Here is an 18,093-nt window from a genome sequence, read left to right as displayed (position 1 = left end):
TTTTAAACGAAAAACGCCCTTTATTTATCCATACTGGATAGTAATTAAGCCCCCTTTTTATTAATAGTTCTTAATGCCTTTTTTACAATATATTGTGTTTCTTTTGTATCACTTTCATTAAGCCAACGATCACACAACTCTTGCACAAAATGAGGTTGTGTTTTGCTAGCATCATTTAACCAATTTGCCACACTATCTTGAACATATTTTGCAGGATCGGACCTTAATGGTTCTAGAATAGCTAGCGCTTGTCTAGGGTTTTCTTTTAACGCATCAATATGCACCGACCATACACCTCGAGGTCTTGTTGCTTCTGTTGCGAAACGCCTAATATTTTCATCATGACTTTCGGTCCATTCGGCGAGTATCATTATGCTCTGTTTCAGATTATCAATGATTTTCTTACGAATGGCCATCCAACTGATTTCTCGTACACCGAAATGCTTATCGGCAGCAAAATCCTTTATTTGTTCAAGACTATCGAAAATACCCAAGCTTTCATCCTTACCTATAATATAAGTAGCCCAACAACGCACAAGATCTGCAGTATGTCCAGATATAGTAGCTAAAAAGTCCTTATCGTTATGTGCAATAGCTAATTTAAAAAGTGTTTCACCAATTGTTTGATTTATACTATTTATAGTAGGCTTACTTAATATATCAATCTGATTCAAAACTGGCTGCAAATAAGCTATGCGCTGACTTTCTATAAGGAGGTTTTCTAACAACATTTTTTGATCTACAGCAAGCCATTCCACTAAATTCACTGTTTCTATCTCACCTCTATTTAGTTTTTCTAATACATCAGCAGGAATATCTTTTATACGTCGGGCACCTTTTCTTTTTACTTCAGACATGATTACATAAACTTAAAAAACACTCTATTCAGAAGTTAATATATGCCTCAGTTTACGACTATACATAATAACTCCACTCATTACAATTTATTTCAACTATAAAACCATATAAACGTACAATAAACCTTTGCTAACAGAGCCCAGTATAAAACTCTCACTTTTTGCACATTGCAAAGTTTAAAAAGTAAAAACACAATTACAATACCGCATAAATTTATCCCTATACATTACAACAAACAATAATTAACCTGTCCACAAATAAAACTTCGGTCGAAGTATGTAGACAATCTGTATGCTGCCTTACATACACAACTATTTACTACATAATATTGCACAGATATATTAGATTATAAAACCGAATAACAGCTCTATCTTTCACACACTAAGTTGGCGATTAACCTCCGATACCTAAATTTATTTATTATTTTTACCTCGCTCTTGTCTTTCACAGGAGTTAATAGATTTTTTTAGCTTATGGTTTTTGGATTATTTGAAACGCTGACATTTGCTTGTTTAGTATTACTTTTAGGTTTTTACATCGTAAAAAAAATTAAGTTTTTTCAAGAATTTAATATTCCTGAGCCAGTAGTAGGTGGTTTTTTAGTTGCCATATTACTCTATCTTGCTTACCATTTTTATGGTTTAGGTTTTGAGTTCGAAACTTCTCTACAAACCTCAATGATGTTGATATTTTTCTCTTCAATAGGCTTAAGTGCTGATTTTGCTAAATTAAAAAAAGGGGGGAAACCGCTGCTTATATTCATTGGAGTTACAGGAACTTTTATTTTTTTTCAAAATGTTTTTGGAGTGTCACTCGCAAAGTTAGTGGGCTTAGATCCCAGCTATGGTCTCATTGCCGGATCTATTACTTTAACCGGAGGGCATGGCACTGGGGCCGCATGGGCAGAAGATTTAACAAAAATATTCAAAATTGAAGGTGCCATGGAGTTGGCTTTAGCTTGTGCTACGTATGGCCTAGTGATGGGAGGACTAATAGGTGGCCCTGTAGCTAAGTTTCTTCTAAAAAGAAAGCAACTCGTATCCACAGAAGCACCTACCGAAAAAGCGCCAATTGAAGCTTTTGAATATCCTTTCTCTAAGCGTCGTATGAATGTCCGTAACGTTATCGAGACTTTGACTATGCTAGCCATCTGTGTCACAGTAGGTCAGCTATTATATGAAAATATGAAAGGGACTTCTTTTGAACTCCCGAACTTTGTATGGAGTTTACTTATTGGTGTTATCATCCGAAATACGCTGGCGCACACAACTTCCTATATTGTCAACGACCATGCTGTCGACGTACTGGGAAATACTGGTTTATATCTCTTTTTAACAGTCGCCTTAATGTCTTTACAACTCTGGCAATTATCCGGGCTAGCCAGTCAGATTCTTGTAATCTTAGTTTTACAGACCGTTATGATGATTTTATTTGCCATTTTTGTCACATACCGAGTAATGGGTAAAGACTATGACGCGATTGTACTCAGTGCTGGACACTGTGGCTTTGGCTTGGGAGCAACGCCTACAGCTATCGCAAACATGCAGGCCGTCACAGATCGATATGGTCCCTCACATAAAGCATTTCTTATCGTACCTATGGTTGGTGCTTTTTTTGTCGATATAATAAACAATATTTTCATCAAACTATTTGTTAGCTTTTTGACTATGTAATTTCATTATCGCTTATAGTGAATTATCTAAATAAGGCTATGTTTAATCTGATAACTCTAATGCTCAAGATTTAACGTACTCCACTATATTTGCCCAGTAAAAAATCAGCATAATAGTCGGGAATTTCACTATTATATATTCCTTCAACGACCTTTTCGATCGGATAATTCAATCGACGTATTTCTGCTAAGACACCTGTAGCACAAATTTCTAAAATCACATAACTGGCCGTTCTCTCTTCCTCTCGGCTCCGACCGACAGCTCCACTATTAACGATTAACTTTCCTGATACTTGCTGCACATAAGGCAGATGTGTATGCCCCATAACTATGACATCTGCAGCTCTCCTATCCAAATAAGCAATTAAATCAGATTTGCTATCTTTTTCATAGATATATACTTTATTACTATCCGGAGTAGCATGTACCAACAAAATACGTCTGTATCCGCCCGACAATTTATAGGTTAATTCGATTTGAAAAGGCAATTCGCCCAACCAGCGTTTATTATCAGCCGTAATTGTCCGTTTAGCATAAGCTACAGCTTGTGCGCGCCAATTGTTTTCATCTTGTGTAAGATAATCGAAAGAGGTAACTGCTTGATCGAATGCAATACGTTCGTCGTGGTTACCCATAATGCAAGGAATATTTTTATCACGGATACAGGTAATCACCTCATTATCCCAAGGAGCATAATCGACCAAATCACCCAAACAATAAATCTGTTCAATCCCGTTTTCTTTAATATCTTTCAACACATGCTCCAAAGCAATTATATTGCCATGGATATCACTTATAATTGCTATTTTCACAATACTAACTCTTCAATTTTAAACAAGGCTACTCCACCTTCATATACCCCCTACGAGATCCAAGGACTACCCCATCCCACACCGTTCCAATATATGCTGGGTTACTATATAGCGAAATTTTAAAATAGTTCAAAATGTCTTACGAGAAACTTGTTAGCCTTTTTTAATTACCCCAGGACTTCCCTAATTGAGTAGCTTTATCATAAATGGCTGATGTTTCTTCAATTTTTGCCAATGTAGACTTAGCTGTTTCTATTTCTTTCAATCTATAATGACATATTGCTTTATAATATAATCCTTCATCTTTAAAAACTGACTCTCCAGCCGCCAGCGGTATCAACTCACTTATTGCTCTTTGCCAATCCTCTTCTTCATAAAAAGTAATCGCTTTATAAAACTGATATTGTAAATTATCTGGCTCTGCCTCAAGCAATACATCTAACTGCTTCCTTGCACTTTTAAAGTCTTTATTTTTATAATAATCTCGAGCTTGTTCATAATGACTTTCTATTAACTGACCACCTCTAACCACTTCGCTAAGCATATCTGGAGCATTATACAAATCATCGACAGACTGTCGTTTATATATATTGAAAACTAATAGTAATAAGGCCGCACCTAGTAATGGCAACCATATCATCCAGCTTTTTTGTTTCTTCTTCTTTCCTCTCCTATAATTATCTTCGGTTGCTGCAATAGTAATTTGTAACTCTTCTGTCTGGCTTCCTAAACGTTTCTTTAGCACCTTATTTAAAAACATCTGTTCCCGAAAGTCAGTTTGTAAGTCAGAGTCTACCTTCAACTGCTCTTCAAAAGCTAATTTTTCATCAGCAGGTAATACCCCGTCAATATAATCTTGAATACGTTGATCTGAATTATTCATTATTTTTAAAATAAGGGTGTTCTTTAACCATGCTCGATAAAATCTTCATACACTCACTTTTTTTCTTACGCAAATACGCATAAGTGATTCCTAAGGCTTCAGCTATCTCTTCCTGACCAATTCCATCCTTCATACAACTTTTAATTATTTCTTTACAGCGATCACCCATAGTTTCCAATATACCCATCACCATATTTTCCTCGTCATTCGCTCGCAAAGCAGCATGATAATCCTCAATACAGGTATCTTCAAAAAGATATAAACTATCGTCAATATTTGTTACCTGCCTATTTTTCCTCTTCTTCAAAACATTTAACCACTTTCGTTTACAAACCAGTAATAAGAAATTAGAAAATGTGGTCGTCAACTTAAAATCACCCCGTAAGGACATATGATAAATATCGACCAACGATTCTTGTAATATATCATATGCCTCTTCTTCCGAACCACTATTTTTTAATATAAGATTAACAACAGCAGGCGCAAAACGATTATAAATTTCCTCTACACCCAACGAATCATTATTTTTAAGAAATAAGATATACCTTTGATCAATATGCATTTAAGTCACAATAGATTATTGTAAATTTAAATAAAATTGACTTAATTTACATAAGCAACCAATAAATTAATGTAAACATTTATATGCGCCACCTATTCTCTACCCTCTTTTTCTCCATCATTCTGTTAGCAACAGTTAATGCTAATACAAAGCTACAAGCGGATACCTTAGCAGAGGTAATAGATGATTATGACTCAAAAATAAATTATGATATTAATGGACAGGCTTTTCACTTTAAGCCTGACATAAGACCTCTGCAACAAATACCAGGCGGAAGACAAGCATTTTACACATACTTATGGGATTTTGGTGATGGAAACTTTAGTACGGAAGAGAAACCAGTACATACATACGAAAAACCTGGTGACTACGAGGTAAAACTATATGCTACAAACAATTATGACAATGGACCTCCACCTAAACGCCCGAAAAGGAAAACTACAGTAAGTAGCCAATTAGCAAGCAACACAAAAAGTACATCAAATTTTCAAAAGCTTTTTTTTGCTTCCAATGGGGTCTTACAACTTTACAAAAATTCGGATGCTCTTCCCGGACAAGATATGGCTCTCATTGTAGGGGTGAAACCCCGTTCCGAAAAAGGTAAAGTAATCATTCTAACGAACGAGAAAGATATTAACCCCCATGGCTTCGAATTTGCGCATCAATCAACTTACAATAACGAAACTATAGATAGCACGTCTTTTCAAGAGAAACACAAGTTGAAAAGCATGTGGGCACAGGTTAAAGAAGTCACCAAAACACAAAGTGGGAGCCCTGACTATGGTAATAAAGAAATTTATCACTTCTCTGAAAAAGAAGCCTTAAGCTATTTTTCGAACCTACACAACTCTTATACAACGATATCTACTTATGATATTTCTTCACCAAATTTTAGCGAGCAGTTTTCGATCATAAATTTAAATGTAACGCCAGAAATGCTTGCAGACACCAATACTATAGTTACCGTAACTGGCATATATTTATCTGAGGACGGACTAGCAACAGTGCACAAACTAGACATTCCTGTTGTTACTTCTCATGATCCGAATAAAATGAGTACAAAACCTGCACGATTAAATTACCGTATGCAATTCAAAAAAAGAAACCTAACTTATAAAGTACAATTTCAAAATGACGGCGAAGGTGACGCCAAAAATATAAGATTAGAAATAAATCTACCAAAAGAAGTAGACCCAAAAACTTTTCAACTATTAAATTTATATCCTGCATGTGATAGCTGTGCAACCGCATCGAGCAAAGGTTGCTACACCATAAATTATACGGGCGAAAATACAATAGAATTTTTATTTAAAGATATAGCACTCCCTGGCACGGCGGCCCCTGATGTAGCAGATGTAGACAGCACCAAAGGTTTTATTAGATTTAATGTACAGACCTATAAAAAGCTTAAAAATAAATCACTTACCGCATATACAAATATTTTCTTCGATAAAAATGATCCGATTCGCACAAATAATTCTGTTGCCAGGTTTAGAAAAGGTTTATCACCATTAATTCTGGCCGGAATCAATCAAACATTGCAAAACAACAATGCGGCAAGTAAAAATACAGGAGTGGCATTTTCTTTAGGTCTAGCTCCTATAGCTCCCTATAAGAAACTTTATTGGCAAATAGAGTTGGGCGGGTTTTCACATACGAATACCAAGAAGAATTTCACTCAAAAAAGAGGTGAGATTAATATTCCAGATCTCGAAGGCAAAGAGCAATACAAAGTATATGATGGAATAGATAGCATATCAAAAATGCAAAATATTAGACTACATATTCCATTACAAATCAGATATAATTTCAACAGTTTAGTTTCTCTAGGTGGCGGCGCTACTATAGGTACAGATATAAATCTATCCAATAAACGAGAGACGAACTATCATATTATAGAACGGAGTGGAGAGCAAGGCATCTATACAATTAAAGACGACAATGACAAAAGCTCTCTTTCCCCCATCCGTTATGCACCTTTTATTGATTTGAATATAGGAAGAGCTTATTTAGGCCCTGCGCTAGGATTTCGCTATCATTTTGACAATAGCATTAAACATAATGGACAAGTATATTTTATCTGGAGATTATAATTTCAAATTCGGTCTTCTGTTAACGATATCCTGTATTCTCTTTTGCAATTGCTCAAGGCCAACTATTCAAGCTGAAAATTCTCCCGTTCTTAAAGTCCTCACGGTAACTGAATGGGATTCTATACAAGACGTCGTATACAATAATCCGGAGGTATACCTTGATTCTTTAGCAGAATTTAAAAGTACACTCAATAACTATAGCGTTCCAAAGATACTGGAAGAAGAGTATGCATGGTTACTTATAGAAATGGCTTACAACTTTTTCATACACAAAGCCAAATTGCAAATAGCAGCAGACCTCTATGAAGAAGCGCTCAATTATATTCACGAAAAAGAATTATCAAATAATATAGATGTGCATACCTACATTTATAAACCCCTTGGTAATTGTTATACCATGATGAAAAATTATGAAAAATCACAACGATTAATTGAGCACGCAATAGAAACAACAGATAACCCTAAAAGTAGATCAGCGTTGCTCAACAATTTAGGTATTTCCTATCTCTACAGTGAAAAATATGATTTAGCGATTTCTACAATTAAATCGAGAATAAAACAACAGCAATTTGTCGGATATGATTATGCACTGGCCAGCAATATCTTATCTGAAGCCTACTTCCATAAAAAGGAATTAGATAGTTCTTCTTATTACAATAAACAAGCGCTTGATATTTTCAAGAATAAAATAATGACAGGCGACACATTAATATGGAAAACTGCAAGCTATGAAATGCATGCAAACTTAGCTCTTACCAGAAAAGACTCTATCACGGCTTACTCAAGTGCTTTAAAAATAATCGATATCCTTGAGAAAAACTTTCCTGACTCAAGAATTCGAGAGAAAGCTAAGATATATAATTTGATGGCATCATTGACAACTGAGCAAAAGTCTATGGAATATGCCAACACAGCACTGGCTTTGTTATCAAACAATAATGAAGAACGTTATGCTCCCGACTTCACGTTTACGGCGGCACTCATAAACAAAGCAAAAGCTTATACAAATTTAGATTCCTCTATAAATTACTATATACATGCTATCGAGAATGACTTTCGCGCACAACAACTAATCACCAGTTCAGAAGCTGATCTAACCAATAAAACAAACAATGAAATAGTAAATAAAACCCTAACATTACTCCACTATAAGTATAGCCAAGCTACTTTAGAAGCACGACCAGCAATTGCTTTATCTGCACTTTGGATTACAGAATTAGGAAAAAGCAGGCAACTGATCAATGATATTCACAGATCCCGAAATTGGCTATCACAGAACAACCCTCAGATATCAGAAGCATTAAAACAGCTACAGGTACTTTACCAAGAAGAAGCATACGCGAACGAAAAAGAGAAACAGGGATTAACGAAGGAAATTGATAAACTTTTACTCACTATAGATTTAAATGAGGAATATTTCGACAAAATCTTTGAAGCTCCAAACAAAAACAACTTTATAAATAGTCTCAAGGAAAAAGACGCTTATTACCTTAGTGTTTTCAAGCACCCTGATAGTACGTATACAATAATAACATTATACAACAATGAAGTTGACCTTTCAAAAATTGAAGACAAAAACTTTCCTGTTATCTTAAACCAATTTAAACAAGACTACTTTTCAGACAATCCCAAAGCATACAATAAAAACCCTAAACAATACAGCTTACAATCTGAAGGTATAAAAAATACGATTCTAAAAAATATACCTGATCATATTAAAACTATATATGTTTCAGCAGATGCCGAGTTAAATGGACTTCCTTTTGACGCCTTATGGCACAATGGGGCTTTTATGGTCAAATCTTATGATATAGCGAACTTAAATAGTTTTTTAATGTTCAATATATTAACACAAAAAAACACAAAAGCAAAAATATCAACAATATACAAAGCTAATTATAATTCTCCCCTTCCAAATTTACCTTACGTAATAAAAGAAGCTGAGATGTTAAAATCAAAATTCAATAGTAAGATTTATAGCCCCGACCAACAAAACCTAGAAGATCTGAACAAGATATTAAGTCGGGGAGATATTATTCATATCGCAGCACACGCCACGTTAGATAACAACGGGTCTGCAATATTACAGTTAAACGAAAGTATACCAACAGACGCCTTATCATTTTTCGAGGTCCAATCACCCTTAGTATTTTTAGCAGCATGTAATACGGCACAAGGCAAAAACCTGTCCTCAGAAGGAATTGCCGGTTTAAATCGTTCTTTCCTTAGTAAAGGAGTACCATCTGTATTATCGACCTATTGGACCGCTAATGACGAAATTACTATGAAATTAACACAGCTATTTTATGAAAAACTAGAACATAGTAATAACCCCATTACTGCTCTTGCTGATAGCAAAAGAGACTTTCTAAAAGGAGCTTCAAGCAATTTGAACAACCCTTGGTATTGGTCAAATATAAACTACTATGGTATAGATAGCAGTATACGGTTAGACTCCTCAAATAAAACAATCCTAGTGCTGATCACGATGCTTATTAGTTTTTTAATCTTGTTTTTTTTATATAAAAAACTAAGATCCTAAAGGTTTCATCGCACGCTGATATAAAAAAATGAAAAAGCAGATTATGAATTTCAATACTGTAAGTTTTTTTACTGTACCACCTTCTTCTGCCGATGACACTTGATGCGCTGTTTTAGATACTTTTAGTAAACCCATGATAATATTTTAATTGATTATATATATATATCAGGGCTATCGACTTTTTGTTACCTTATTTCTTCGTCATTAATAGAAAAAAGAGCAACTTCAACTATCGCTTCATTTTATTCTCGCACGTTTGTTGAACAACACCTCTCAGCATTTTTATTCGATGGATAATTTTTTCTAATTCATCAGCTGTTATATCATAATCCATTTTATAGCGAGCATCAATATAACCACGTTTTAATAAGTCGAACAGTCTTGACTCCTTTTCACGACTTAGTTGTTCAAGAAATAATTGATATAAATCTTTAGATAAACGTTTCAAATAAACTCGCAATTTGTATAAGTTATGAGTTTTGGGTTTATAGCCTGTAAATACCAAGAAAACAGTATTAAAAAAACATTCCACTGCTTGATGGGCAAGAAATGCACCTACACGTAAATTATCTTTTTGTAAACTAAACTCTGCCGTTTCCAAGAACCCTTCTCCTTGAGGAAACCAAATATCATAGTAATTTCGAGCCTTTTCCCGCTCTTGATCCACTGATAATGAAAGAGGCGTCGCAAATTTTAAATCATGACTTTCATCATATAATAAAATGCCTTCTTTAAGAATATCTGTAAAAAAATACTGTCCAAAACTCAATCCATTATTAATATAACCTATACTATGTAAAAGTGGACTTACAACACCTCGTATATGAGAACATCGCTCCTCTATCCGATTAATAATAGCATACTCATCATTTTGACTTATACCTTGACTGGTTACAACCAAAAAATCATAATCAGAAACATATGAATAATTCACTCCATCTTCTACATATTCCTCATCAACCCATTGACCTGTTGCATGAGAACCAAATAATATAATTTTTATAGGCGTTGCCTCCTCTCTAATAACCCCCAGAATTTCAGCAATATCCCTGCATTTAGCATCGGGCAAATGAGTCAATTGATACATAGGTTAAAGATAATTATTTTTAAAGTCGCGAACAAAACTTAGAACTAGGAGTATAACACCTATATACCTAACAAAAGCCGGAACAAACTCCTTATGAATAAACAAACAAATTTTTCACCTAATATAAGATAAGCATAGCTTACTGTAAGCGGTTTTTTGCAGAGAGTTGTTCATGCAAAAATATAACAACAGCCAAATTAATAGTATGTACCTCTATAAAAACTGACTCCTTATCACATTACTTTCTTAACACCAAATAATTAATTATTTTTGCATCCAATAATTACATAAAATTGATGGTTATCGACAAATCCATCCAACTGCTCCTAAGAAGCTAAGAAATGTACTCTTTAAAACATGACAAACAGTTTTTTAAGCAACTTGCTGAAGGTTCTTCAGAAGCATTTGAGCAGCTTTTTGAAGTTTATTGGATGCATGTATATACAGTGGTCGAGCAACTTGTCAAAACAAAGCAGCAAGCGGAAGATATCAGCCAAGAAGTTTTTATAAAACTATGGAATAAAAAAGAAGAATTGTACGATATTCAAAATATCGAAGCCTACCTCTATACGATAGCACGCAACAGCACCTTAGATCATCTGCGAAAAAAAATATTGGTTACGGAGAACCTGGAACAAATGATCCAATATTTTGCAGACAACAACTTAGATCCCATAAAAAAGTTAGAGTATAAGGAACTTGAAGTTTTTATTAATACAGCTATAAATAACCTCCCAGATAAAGTTAAAGAAGTGTTTATACTGAGCCGTATAGATGGATTATCACACGAACAAATTGCAGCACAACTTAATATCTCCGTCACATCTTCCAAAACATATATTGTACGGGCTCTGAAATCATTACGTCAATCTATTGCAAAAAACACAAAAATAGAGCTGCTCATTTTAGCCTCCATATTGCTCGAACAAATACTTTCCGAAACAAGATAATACACGCAAATGTCAGCTACAACATGTTTTTTTAATACTTACACTATTTACAATTTCACCTCTTCCCAGTTCTCTTAAAAATTAATTTCAACAAAAACATTCTAAGGTGTCTTCCCCCAAAGACTTTTTACGTCTATCTATTTTGGAAGGCTCATTAACTACTTTTCAAATGCAAGATAATAAAGCAATAGAAAAACTATACTACAAATATATTGAAGGATCCCTATCCGCAGAGGAATTATTGGAATGGATTGAAGCATTTCAAAACCCCAAGAACGAAGAACTCATCAATAAATTGATCGAGCAAAACTTCAATAGTAAAATCACAAAAAAAAATAGTAAAAAAGCACAACTTGCATTCAATAGATTTAAAAAAACAATAGGATTACAAAAGACAAAAACATGGCGGGTGCGATTGTCCTATTGGAAATCCGCAGCTGCAGTATTGCTTATAGGCACGCTTAGCACCGTAAGTTACAAATACTACAACAAAACACAAAAACAACACAGTTTTACTACAGAAGTACTTCATGATATACCACCGGGATCTAACAAAGCAATACTTCATCTAATAGATGGCCAACAGATTGAGTTAAATGCAAGCGGTGAACTTATTATTGGAGCGACAGAAATGCAAGATGGAAATGGCAACCTTATCACTGCGACTAATAATGAGTTAACAGCCCAAACTATTGAGGTACCTCTAGGTGGACAATACCAGATACGCTTAACTGACGGTACAAAAATATGGCTTAACGCACTATCTAAACTAAGCTTTCCGACAGTTTTCAAAGATAATAAGCGAGAAGTAAGCCTAGAGGGAGAAGCCTATTTCGAGGTCGCCGAAAACAAAACAAAACCATTTTTTGTACATACTGACATACAAAAAGTAGCAGTATTAGGTACAAGTTTTAATATAAACAGCTACGACCGACAAAACCATATTACAACACTAATAAGTGGTTCACTTGCAGTTTCATCCTATGGTCAACAGCTCCTATTAACACCTGGAACCCAAAGCCAAATACAAGGTACCAAACTATTAAAACAAACTGTAGACACTGAAGCAATCAGCGCATGGAAAGACGGACTCTTTGTTTTCACAAAAGAACCATTAGAGAGTATTATCAAAAAATTGGAGCGCTGGTATGATGCGGAGTTTATTTTCCAACCTGGTGCTGAAAATTTGAAAACAAAAACATTCAGTGGATCGCTATCACGCGACAGCAATCTTTCAGAAATCATCAACTTATTTAGAATAACAGAGAGTATCAATTTTGAAATTAAGGGAAGGAGGATTTTCATAAACAAATAGATAATAAAAACACAAGCTGTGTTGTACAAACTTCTATGAACACTGCTTAATAATGCGCTCCCACAGCGGATAAAGCGCTATAAAAATGACTAGAAACTTATTACTTAAAATGAATCGAAATACGAAAACGACAGTTAGAAACCGTTCTGTCGGAAAATTACTCTGGAGCTTTAGCTCTAACATAGCTTTATTTGCCTTACTATTTTCTCTTAACTCATTTGAAATTGTAGGTCAAACCGTAACCCTATCGGGAAACAACATAAAGATTGACAACCTAATAAAAGAAATTCAGAAACAGACAGGATATCACTTTCTATTTGACGATCAGCTCATTTACCAAACACAAGTAAAAAGCATCCGTATTACTAACGCCTCTATCGAAAAAGCGCTAGAGGCTATCTTCGAAGGTACCGAGATCACCTACGTACTATCAGGAAAAAACATTGTCTTAAAAAAGGCTAATTCAAAAGAGAAACCTACATCTGTTACTACTAAACAACAACAAAATGTTACCGGTAGTATACGTAACGATCAAAATATTTCCCTACGAGGAGCTACTATAAGAAATCAGCGTACTAATATAATCGTAACAACCAATAGCGATGGTCAATTCACAATTGCAGCAAATACAGGTGATATTTTAGAAATAACTTTTCTTGGTTATCAGAGAAGTGAATACAAAATTAAGAGCAATGATGATGCACCAACAATAGTTTTATCTAAGGCTCTAACAGAACTTAATGATATTGTTGTTGTTGGCTACGGTGCTCAACAGAAAAAATTAGTTACAGGAGCTATTAATACACTAAAAGGTGAAGAACTAAGTAAATCTCCTTCCGTGAACTTATCAAATACATTGATGGGCCGTGCACCAGGGCTAACATCTACTATGACATCAGGAGCTCCTGATCGGGATCGTGCGGGGATAAGAATTAGAGGTATGAATAACGATGCTCTTATCGTTATCGATGGTGTTGCGCGTGAAGGTCAAGGATTAATCGGTATGGAGATTGACAAGTTAGACCCAAACTCTATAGAAAGTATCACTGTATTAAAAGATGCTTCTGCAGCAGTTTATGGAACAAGGGGTGCCAATGGTGTCATCCTAATTACGACTAAAAAAGGAAATAAAGAAAAAATTGAGCTTCAATATAATGGTCAAATTGGTTTTCAAGAGAGCACCAAACTTCCTCGATTTTTAAATTCTTATCAATATGCATTATTAAATAACGAAATGTATGATAATGATATTGCCGATAAAAACTCTTCGCCTAGGAGTAGATATACTGATGAGGAACTCCAGAAATTCTTAGATGGCTCTGACCCGGACCGTTACCCAAACACAAACTGGTATGACGAGGTTCTCAATAAAACCGCGATGCTACAAAAGCATAATGTAAATCTACGCGGAGGCAGTAAAAATGCACGTTATTTTTTAAGTGGCTCTTTCACCGATCAAAACGGGCTAATGAAAACCGCAGGCCTTAAAAGATATGGCCTTATCAGCAATACAGATTATGACATCACGCCTAATACAAATTTAGCCGTCAGCTTGAATTATATTAGTGAAACTGCTGAAAACCCTGCTGCTTATGCTGAAACTATTTTTAGCAGACTTGCCTCTTTAGGAGCTGTTTCTCCAGCAAAGTTTTCAAATGGTTACTATGCTTACTCAGGTTTTTCAGGCAACCCACTTACAGATGTTATGCCTGAAAGCGGATACAACAGAACCACAAGAAATGTATTTACAGGTTCTTTCCAACTCACACAACAAATCCCATTTGTCCCGGGGCTATCAGCTGGTGCAAGTGTAGCGATAGATCGTAACAACTCCTTCCAAAAAGGCTTTACGATTCCTTTCCCACAGTATACTTTAGCCTATGATTCAGAAGACTACACCCTACAGAATGGTACCGAGAAGCCTTACTTAAGTCAAGCTTATAATCAGAATAATAACATCAACGTACAGTTAAAACTAAATTATAAACAGAAATTTGGTTTACACAATGTAGATGCCATGGCGCTTTACGAACAAAATGAATTCAAAAGTGAAATGATGTCCGCAGATCGTAGCAACTTTCCAGTTTCAAGCTTAGATCAACTTTTTCTTGGCCATGCTAGCACACAAAAAAACCTTGGTTCTTCAACAGAAAGTGCTAGACAAAGTGTTGTTGGAAGACTACAGTACAATTATAACCAAAGATATATCGTAGAAGGAAGCTTTAGATATGATAGTTCTCCCTACTACCCTAAAGGTAAAAGAAATGGTTTTTTCCCGGCTTTATCTGCCGCTTGGGTTATTTCTGAAGAAGATTTCTTCAAGGAACGTTTCCAATTTATTGACAACCTAAAACTACGCTCTTCATTCGGTCGTTTAGGTAACGACGGAGGCTCGTTATATACCTATTATTACAACTATGCTATAATGCCAGCTGGTTACGTATTCGGTACAGCTGATAACATTAGCCCATTAGCTAGAATCTCGAACCTCAGTGTTCCAAACACTAATATTACTTGGGAAAAAGTCGATGCATTTGATATAGGTTTAGATGCTATACTATGGCGAGGAAAATTAGGATTTGAAGTAGATTACTATAATAAAAATAAATTTGACATACTACGGTCTAGATCTTACGATGTTCCGTTAACATTCGGTATTAACCCAGCCTTACAAAACTTTGCAAAAGAACGCTACTATGGGTATGAAGTTGCTTTATCCCACCGTAGTAAAATCAATAAAGTAAGCATAAACGCACGCGTTAATATGACTTACACAAAAAGTCAAGCTGTAGACTATGGAGAAAATGAAGCGCTTCTACCAGGATTAAGACAAGAGGGTTCTCCGATCGGCATGGTTCGCATATTGCAAGCGGATGGTATTTTTAAAGACGAAGCAGACGTTGCAGGTTGGGCAAAATATATAGACAGTCCGAACGGTGAACCAATCACACCAAAACCTGGTGATATTAAATACCGCGACATGAACGGAGACGGCATTGTAGAGCTATATAGTGGAAGTCCCGATCGTGCATTTGAAGCCAGATACATCTATCCACCTACAGTATATGGTGTTAACGTATCTGCTGCTTGGAAAGGATTATCAGTTGATGCATTTTTCCAAGCTTCAACTGATGTTTATATAAATTATTCAGCCAATAACGATATAGCAAATTTCTATGATTTACACTTAGATCGTTGGACACCTGAAAATTTAAACGCAAGCTACCCACGCCTACTCTCTGATCATAAGTTCAACAAACTACCGTCAACATTTTACGTGAAAAATGGTAATTATTTAAAATTGAGAACAGCGCAGATCAGTTACATTATACCATCGGAATGGATTAAAAAGGCAGGATTAAGATCAATGACGTTAAACTTACAGGGTCAAAACTTATTTACTATTACAAAAAACAAACGTTTTGACCCCGAATCAACAGGAGCGACCGCAAATCTTTACCCTCCTCAGCGAATTTTCACATTTGGTGTTCGCATAGGTATCTAAATAAAACAATTGAATACATCTAATGAAATATCCATATCGCGTAAACTGTACAATATCATTCACTGCCATAACACATGGTAACGAAATCGTGCGTAACTAAACACCGATATGCCATCCGATAGATGAGAATCAAAACGAGCTTACGAGCTCAAGCAGTAATTTTATACACATGAAATTTAATAAAAATATATTTTTTGGATTAGCGCTGGCGGGAACATTAATTTCAGTTTCTTGTCAAAAAGACTTTCTTGATCGTAAACCACTTAATTTAGTTTCTGAAGAAACAGTTTGGAACGACCCGAACTTGATAAAACTATCTGTCAATGAGTTTTATACTTTTCTTCATACAGGATTTGCTACTACTTATTTACCTGCAGGAATTACTGATGACCTTCAACTTATTGGTCCAGAAGAAAGAAAAGTAAGCACTTATTTAACAGGTGATTTTTTAAGCACTGCATTTCCCGAAAGAAACCTTTGGAAAGATAGTTATGCACAGATACGCAAAATAAATTACTTTATAAATCGTGCTGAAACAGCTTCGGTTCTTAACGAAGACGACAAAAAGCTTGTCATCGGGCAGGCTCGCTTTATGCGTGCTTACCTTTATTTTCGTCTATTCTCTTCATTTAAAGATGTGCCGCTAATTCTTAAAGCACAACCAATTGAAGAAGCAGAAGAAAAACCTGAAAAAGTAACACACAAAGACGGAATGACTTTTATATCGTCCGAATTAGAAAAAGCTGCACAAGAACTTCCTAGCACCTATAGTAAAGAAGAATGGGGGCGTATAACAAAAGAAGCTGCACTGGCTTTTCGTACTCGGGTATTGCTTTGGAATGCAAGCCCTTTAAACAATGTCGACAACGATAAAAACGCTTGGGTAGAAGCAGCCAATGCGGCTGAGGGAGTAATTAAGACAGGTAAATTTGCATTACAAAAAGAGTACGAAAACGTATTTCTAGCAAAGAACATCATGAATACGCCGGAGGTTATCTTAGAGTTTCGTTACAATGGTCTTAAAGGGGAGAGACAACATAACTTTGACAAAAATAACAGTCCCACGGGTTATGGCGGACGCGGGATGAACTGTCCTACACAAGATCTAGTTGATAGTTATGAAATGGCAAATGGTAAAACTATTCATGAAGCAGGCTCGGGTTACGATAAAAACAACCCTTATACAGATCGCGATCCACGCTTCAAAAAGTCGATTCTTTACAATGGTGTAGTTTTTAAAGATCGTCCGATTGAGACCTACAATAACGGGAAAGATATGCCTCGATTAAACCCAACTCCAACAGGCTATTATATGCGAAAATTCATTGATGAAAATTTCGACTATAATAAAGACGCTAGTATAGCGAGTAGCACAAATTGGGTCATTATGCGGTATGCAGAAGTATTATTAAACTTTGCAGAAGCTAAAAATGAAGCCGAAGGTCCAATAGCCTCTGTATACGACGCTGTCAATGCAATACGTAAGCGAGTAGGTATGCCTGAATTACCAGAAGGGTTAAGTCAAAACCAAATGAGAGAACGCATATACCGCGAACGTCGTGTGGAACTTGCCTTTGAAGACCATATTAGATATAATGATCTAAAACGTTGGAAAACTGCTGAGAAAAATCTGAACAAATCAGTTCGTGGCGTAACAGTCATCAAAAACACCGATGGGAGTTTTGCATATAACGAAAAACTAGCTGGTCAGCGTACTTTTATAGAGCGCAACTACTGGCTACCAATACCATTAGTCGAGTTAGGAGTCAACAGTAATCTTAACCCTCAAAATCCAGGATGGTAAAGCAATGTTT

The 18,093-nt window shown here is 35.5% G+C and carries 12 protein-coding genes; 7 read left to right on the top strand and 5 right to left on the bottom strand.

The window, feature by feature from the left end; translation table 11 throughout:
- Positions 1-44: 44 nt before the first annotated feature.
- On the bottom strand, positions 45-857 hold the full coding sequence (locus ORI89_RS11310) for a DNA alkylation repair protein (protein WP_268230591.1): 813 nt from the start codon (positions 855-857) through the stop codon (positions 45-47).
- A 474-nt stretch (positions 858-1,331) separates the two neighbouring features.
- Here ORI89_RS11310 and gltS point away from each other — a divergent pair, with 474 nt between their 5' ends.
- Positions 1,332-2,531: a sodium/glutamate symporter gene (gene gltS / locus ORI89_RS11305; RefSeq protein WP_268230590.1), complete on the top strand. Its 1,200-nt coding sequence runs from the start codon at positions 1,332-1,334 to the stop codon at positions 2,529-2,531.
- Positions 2,532-2,601: 70 nt separating this feature from the next.
- Here gltS and ORI89_RS11300 read toward each other — a convergent pair whose 3' ends face one another.
- The 3 genes from ORI89_RS11300 to ORI89_RS11290 form a co-directional block, all read right to left on the bottom strand.
- Positions 2,602-3,342, bottom strand: coding sequence for a metallophosphoesterase family protein (locus tag ORI89_RS11300; protein WP_268230589.1), 741 nt, complete (start codon positions 3,340-3,342; stop codon positions 2,602-2,604).
- 163 nt (positions 3,343-3,505) lie between these two features.
- Positions 3,506-4,225 carry a tetratricopeptide repeat protein gene (locus ORI89_RS11295; RefSeq protein ID WP_268230588.1) on the bottom strand — a complete coding sequence of 240 codons (720 nt, stop codon included), beginning with the start codon at positions 4,223-4,225 and terminating at the stop codon, positions 3,506-3,508.
- Entirely contained in the window at positions 4,218-4,787 is a 570-nt protein-coding gene (locus tag ORI89_RS11290) for an RNA polymerase sigma factor (RefSeq protein WP_268230587.1), read from the bottom strand. Before ORI89_RS11290 ends, ORI89_RS11295 begins: the two co-directional genes overlap by 8 nt.
- Positions 4,788-4,870: 83 nt before the next feature.
- On the opposite strand from ORI89_RS11290, the gene ORI89_RS19215 reads away from it, so the two are divergent.
- On the top strand, positions 4,871-6,880 hold the full coding sequence (locus ORI89_RS19215; protein ID WP_326494311.1) for a PKD domain-containing protein: 2,010 nt from the start codon (positions 4,871-4,873) through the stop codon (positions 6,878-6,880).
- On the top strand, positions 6,849-9,422 hold the full coding sequence (locus tag ORI89_RS11280; protein ID WP_268230586.1) for a CHAT domain-containing protein: 2,574 nt from the start codon (positions 6,849-6,851) through the stop codon (positions 9,420-9,422). The genes ORI89_RS19215 and ORI89_RS11280 overlap by 32 nt, the downstream gene beginning before the upstream one ends.
- Positions 9,423-9,651: 229 nt before the next feature.
- On the opposite strand, the gene ORI89_RS11275 is transcribed toward ORI89_RS11280, so the two are convergent.
- On the bottom strand, positions 9,652-10,509 hold the full coding sequence (locus tag ORI89_RS11275) for a HEPN domain-containing protein (protein ID WP_268230585.1): 858 nt from the start codon (positions 10,507-10,509) through the stop codon (positions 9,652-9,654).
- 341 nt (positions 10,510-10,850) lie between these two features.
- Here ORI89_RS11275 and ORI89_RS11270 point away from each other — a divergent pair, with 341 nt between their 5' ends.
- The 4 genes from ORI89_RS11270 (at position 10,851) to ORI89_RS11255 (ending at position 18,083) form a co-directional block, all read left to right on the top strand.
- Positions 10,851-11,459, top strand: a complete 609-nt coding sequence (locus ORI89_RS11270) for an RNA polymerase sigma factor (protein WP_268230584.1) — start codon at positions 10,851-10,853, stop codon at positions 11,457-11,459.
- A 169-nt stretch (positions 11,460-11,628) separates the two neighbouring features.
- Positions 11,629-12,774 carry a FecR family protein gene (locus ORI89_RS11265; RefSeq protein WP_268230583.1) on the top strand — a complete coding sequence of 382 codons (1,146 nt, stop codon included), beginning with the start codon at positions 11,629-11,631 and terminating at the stop codon, positions 12,772-12,774.
- A gap of 85 nt (positions 12,775-12,859) precedes the next feature.
- On the top strand, positions 12,860-16,279 hold the full coding sequence (locus tag ORI89_RS11260) for a TonB-dependent receptor (protein WP_268230582.1): 3,420 nt from the start codon (positions 12,860-12,862) through the stop codon (positions 16,277-16,279).
- A gap of 169 nt (positions 16,280-16,448) precedes the next feature.
- Positions 16,449-18,083, top strand: coding sequence for a RagB/SusD family nutrient uptake outer membrane protein (locus tag ORI89_RS11255; protein ID WP_268230581.1), 1,635 nt, complete (start codon positions 16,449-16,451; stop codon positions 18,081-18,083).
- Positions 18,084-18,093: the final 10 nt, after the last annotated feature.

Source organism: Sphingobacterium sp. UT-1RO-CII-1 (assembly GCF_026711005.1).
Taxonomy (GTDB): domain Bacteria; phylum Bacteroidota; class Bacteroidia; order Sphingobacteriales; family Sphingobacteriaceae; genus Sphingobacterium.
Note: the sequence above shows the minus strand (reverse complement) of the source record. Positions and strands in the feature narration are given on the sequence as shown.

Excerpts from the sequence above, each read along its gene's own strand:
- gltS (WP_268230590.1), top strand. The coding sequence starts at position 1,332 with ATGGTTTTTGGATTATTTGAAACGCTGACATTTGCTTGTTTAGTATTA.
- ORI89_RS11275 (WP_268230585.1), bottom strand. The coding sequence starts at position 10,509 with ATGTATCAATTGACTCATTTGCCCGATGCTAAATGCAGGGATATTGCT.
- ORI89_RS11265 (WP_268230583.1), top strand. The coding sequence starts at position 11,629 with ATGCAAGATAATAAAGCAATAGAAAAACTATACTACAAATATATTGAA.
- ORI89_RS11310 (WP_268230591.1), bottom strand. The coding sequence starts at position 857 with ATGTCTGAAGTAAAAAGAAAAGGTGCCCGACGTATAAAAGATATTCCT.
- ORI89_RS11255 (WP_268230581.1), top strand. The coding sequence starts at position 16,449 with ATGAAATTTAATAAAAATATATTTTTTGGATTAGCGCTGGCGGGAACA.
- ORI89_RS19215 (WP_326494311.1), top strand. The coding sequence starts at position 4,871 with ATGCGCCACCTATTCTCTACCCTCTTTTTCTCCATCATTCTGTTAGCA.
- ORI89_RS11270 (WP_268230584.1), top strand. The coding sequence starts at position 10,851 with ATGTACTCTTTAAAACATGACAAACAGTTTTTTAAGCAACTTGCTGAA.
- ORI89_RS11290 (WP_268230587.1), bottom strand. The coding sequence starts at position 4,787 with ATGCATATTGATCAAAGGTATATCTTATTTCTTAAAAATAATGATTCG.
- ORI89_RS11280 (WP_268230586.1), top strand. The coding sequence starts at position 6,849 with ATGGACAAGTATATTTTATCTGGAGATTATAATTTCAAATTCGGTCTT.
- ORI89_RS11295 (WP_268230588.1), bottom strand. The coding sequence starts at position 4,225 with ATGAATAATTCAGATCAACGTATTCAAGATTATATTGACGGGGTATTA.
- ORI89_RS11260 (WP_268230582.1), top strand. The coding sequence starts at position 12,860 with ATGACTAGAAACTTATTACTTAAAATGAATCGAAATACGAAAACGACA.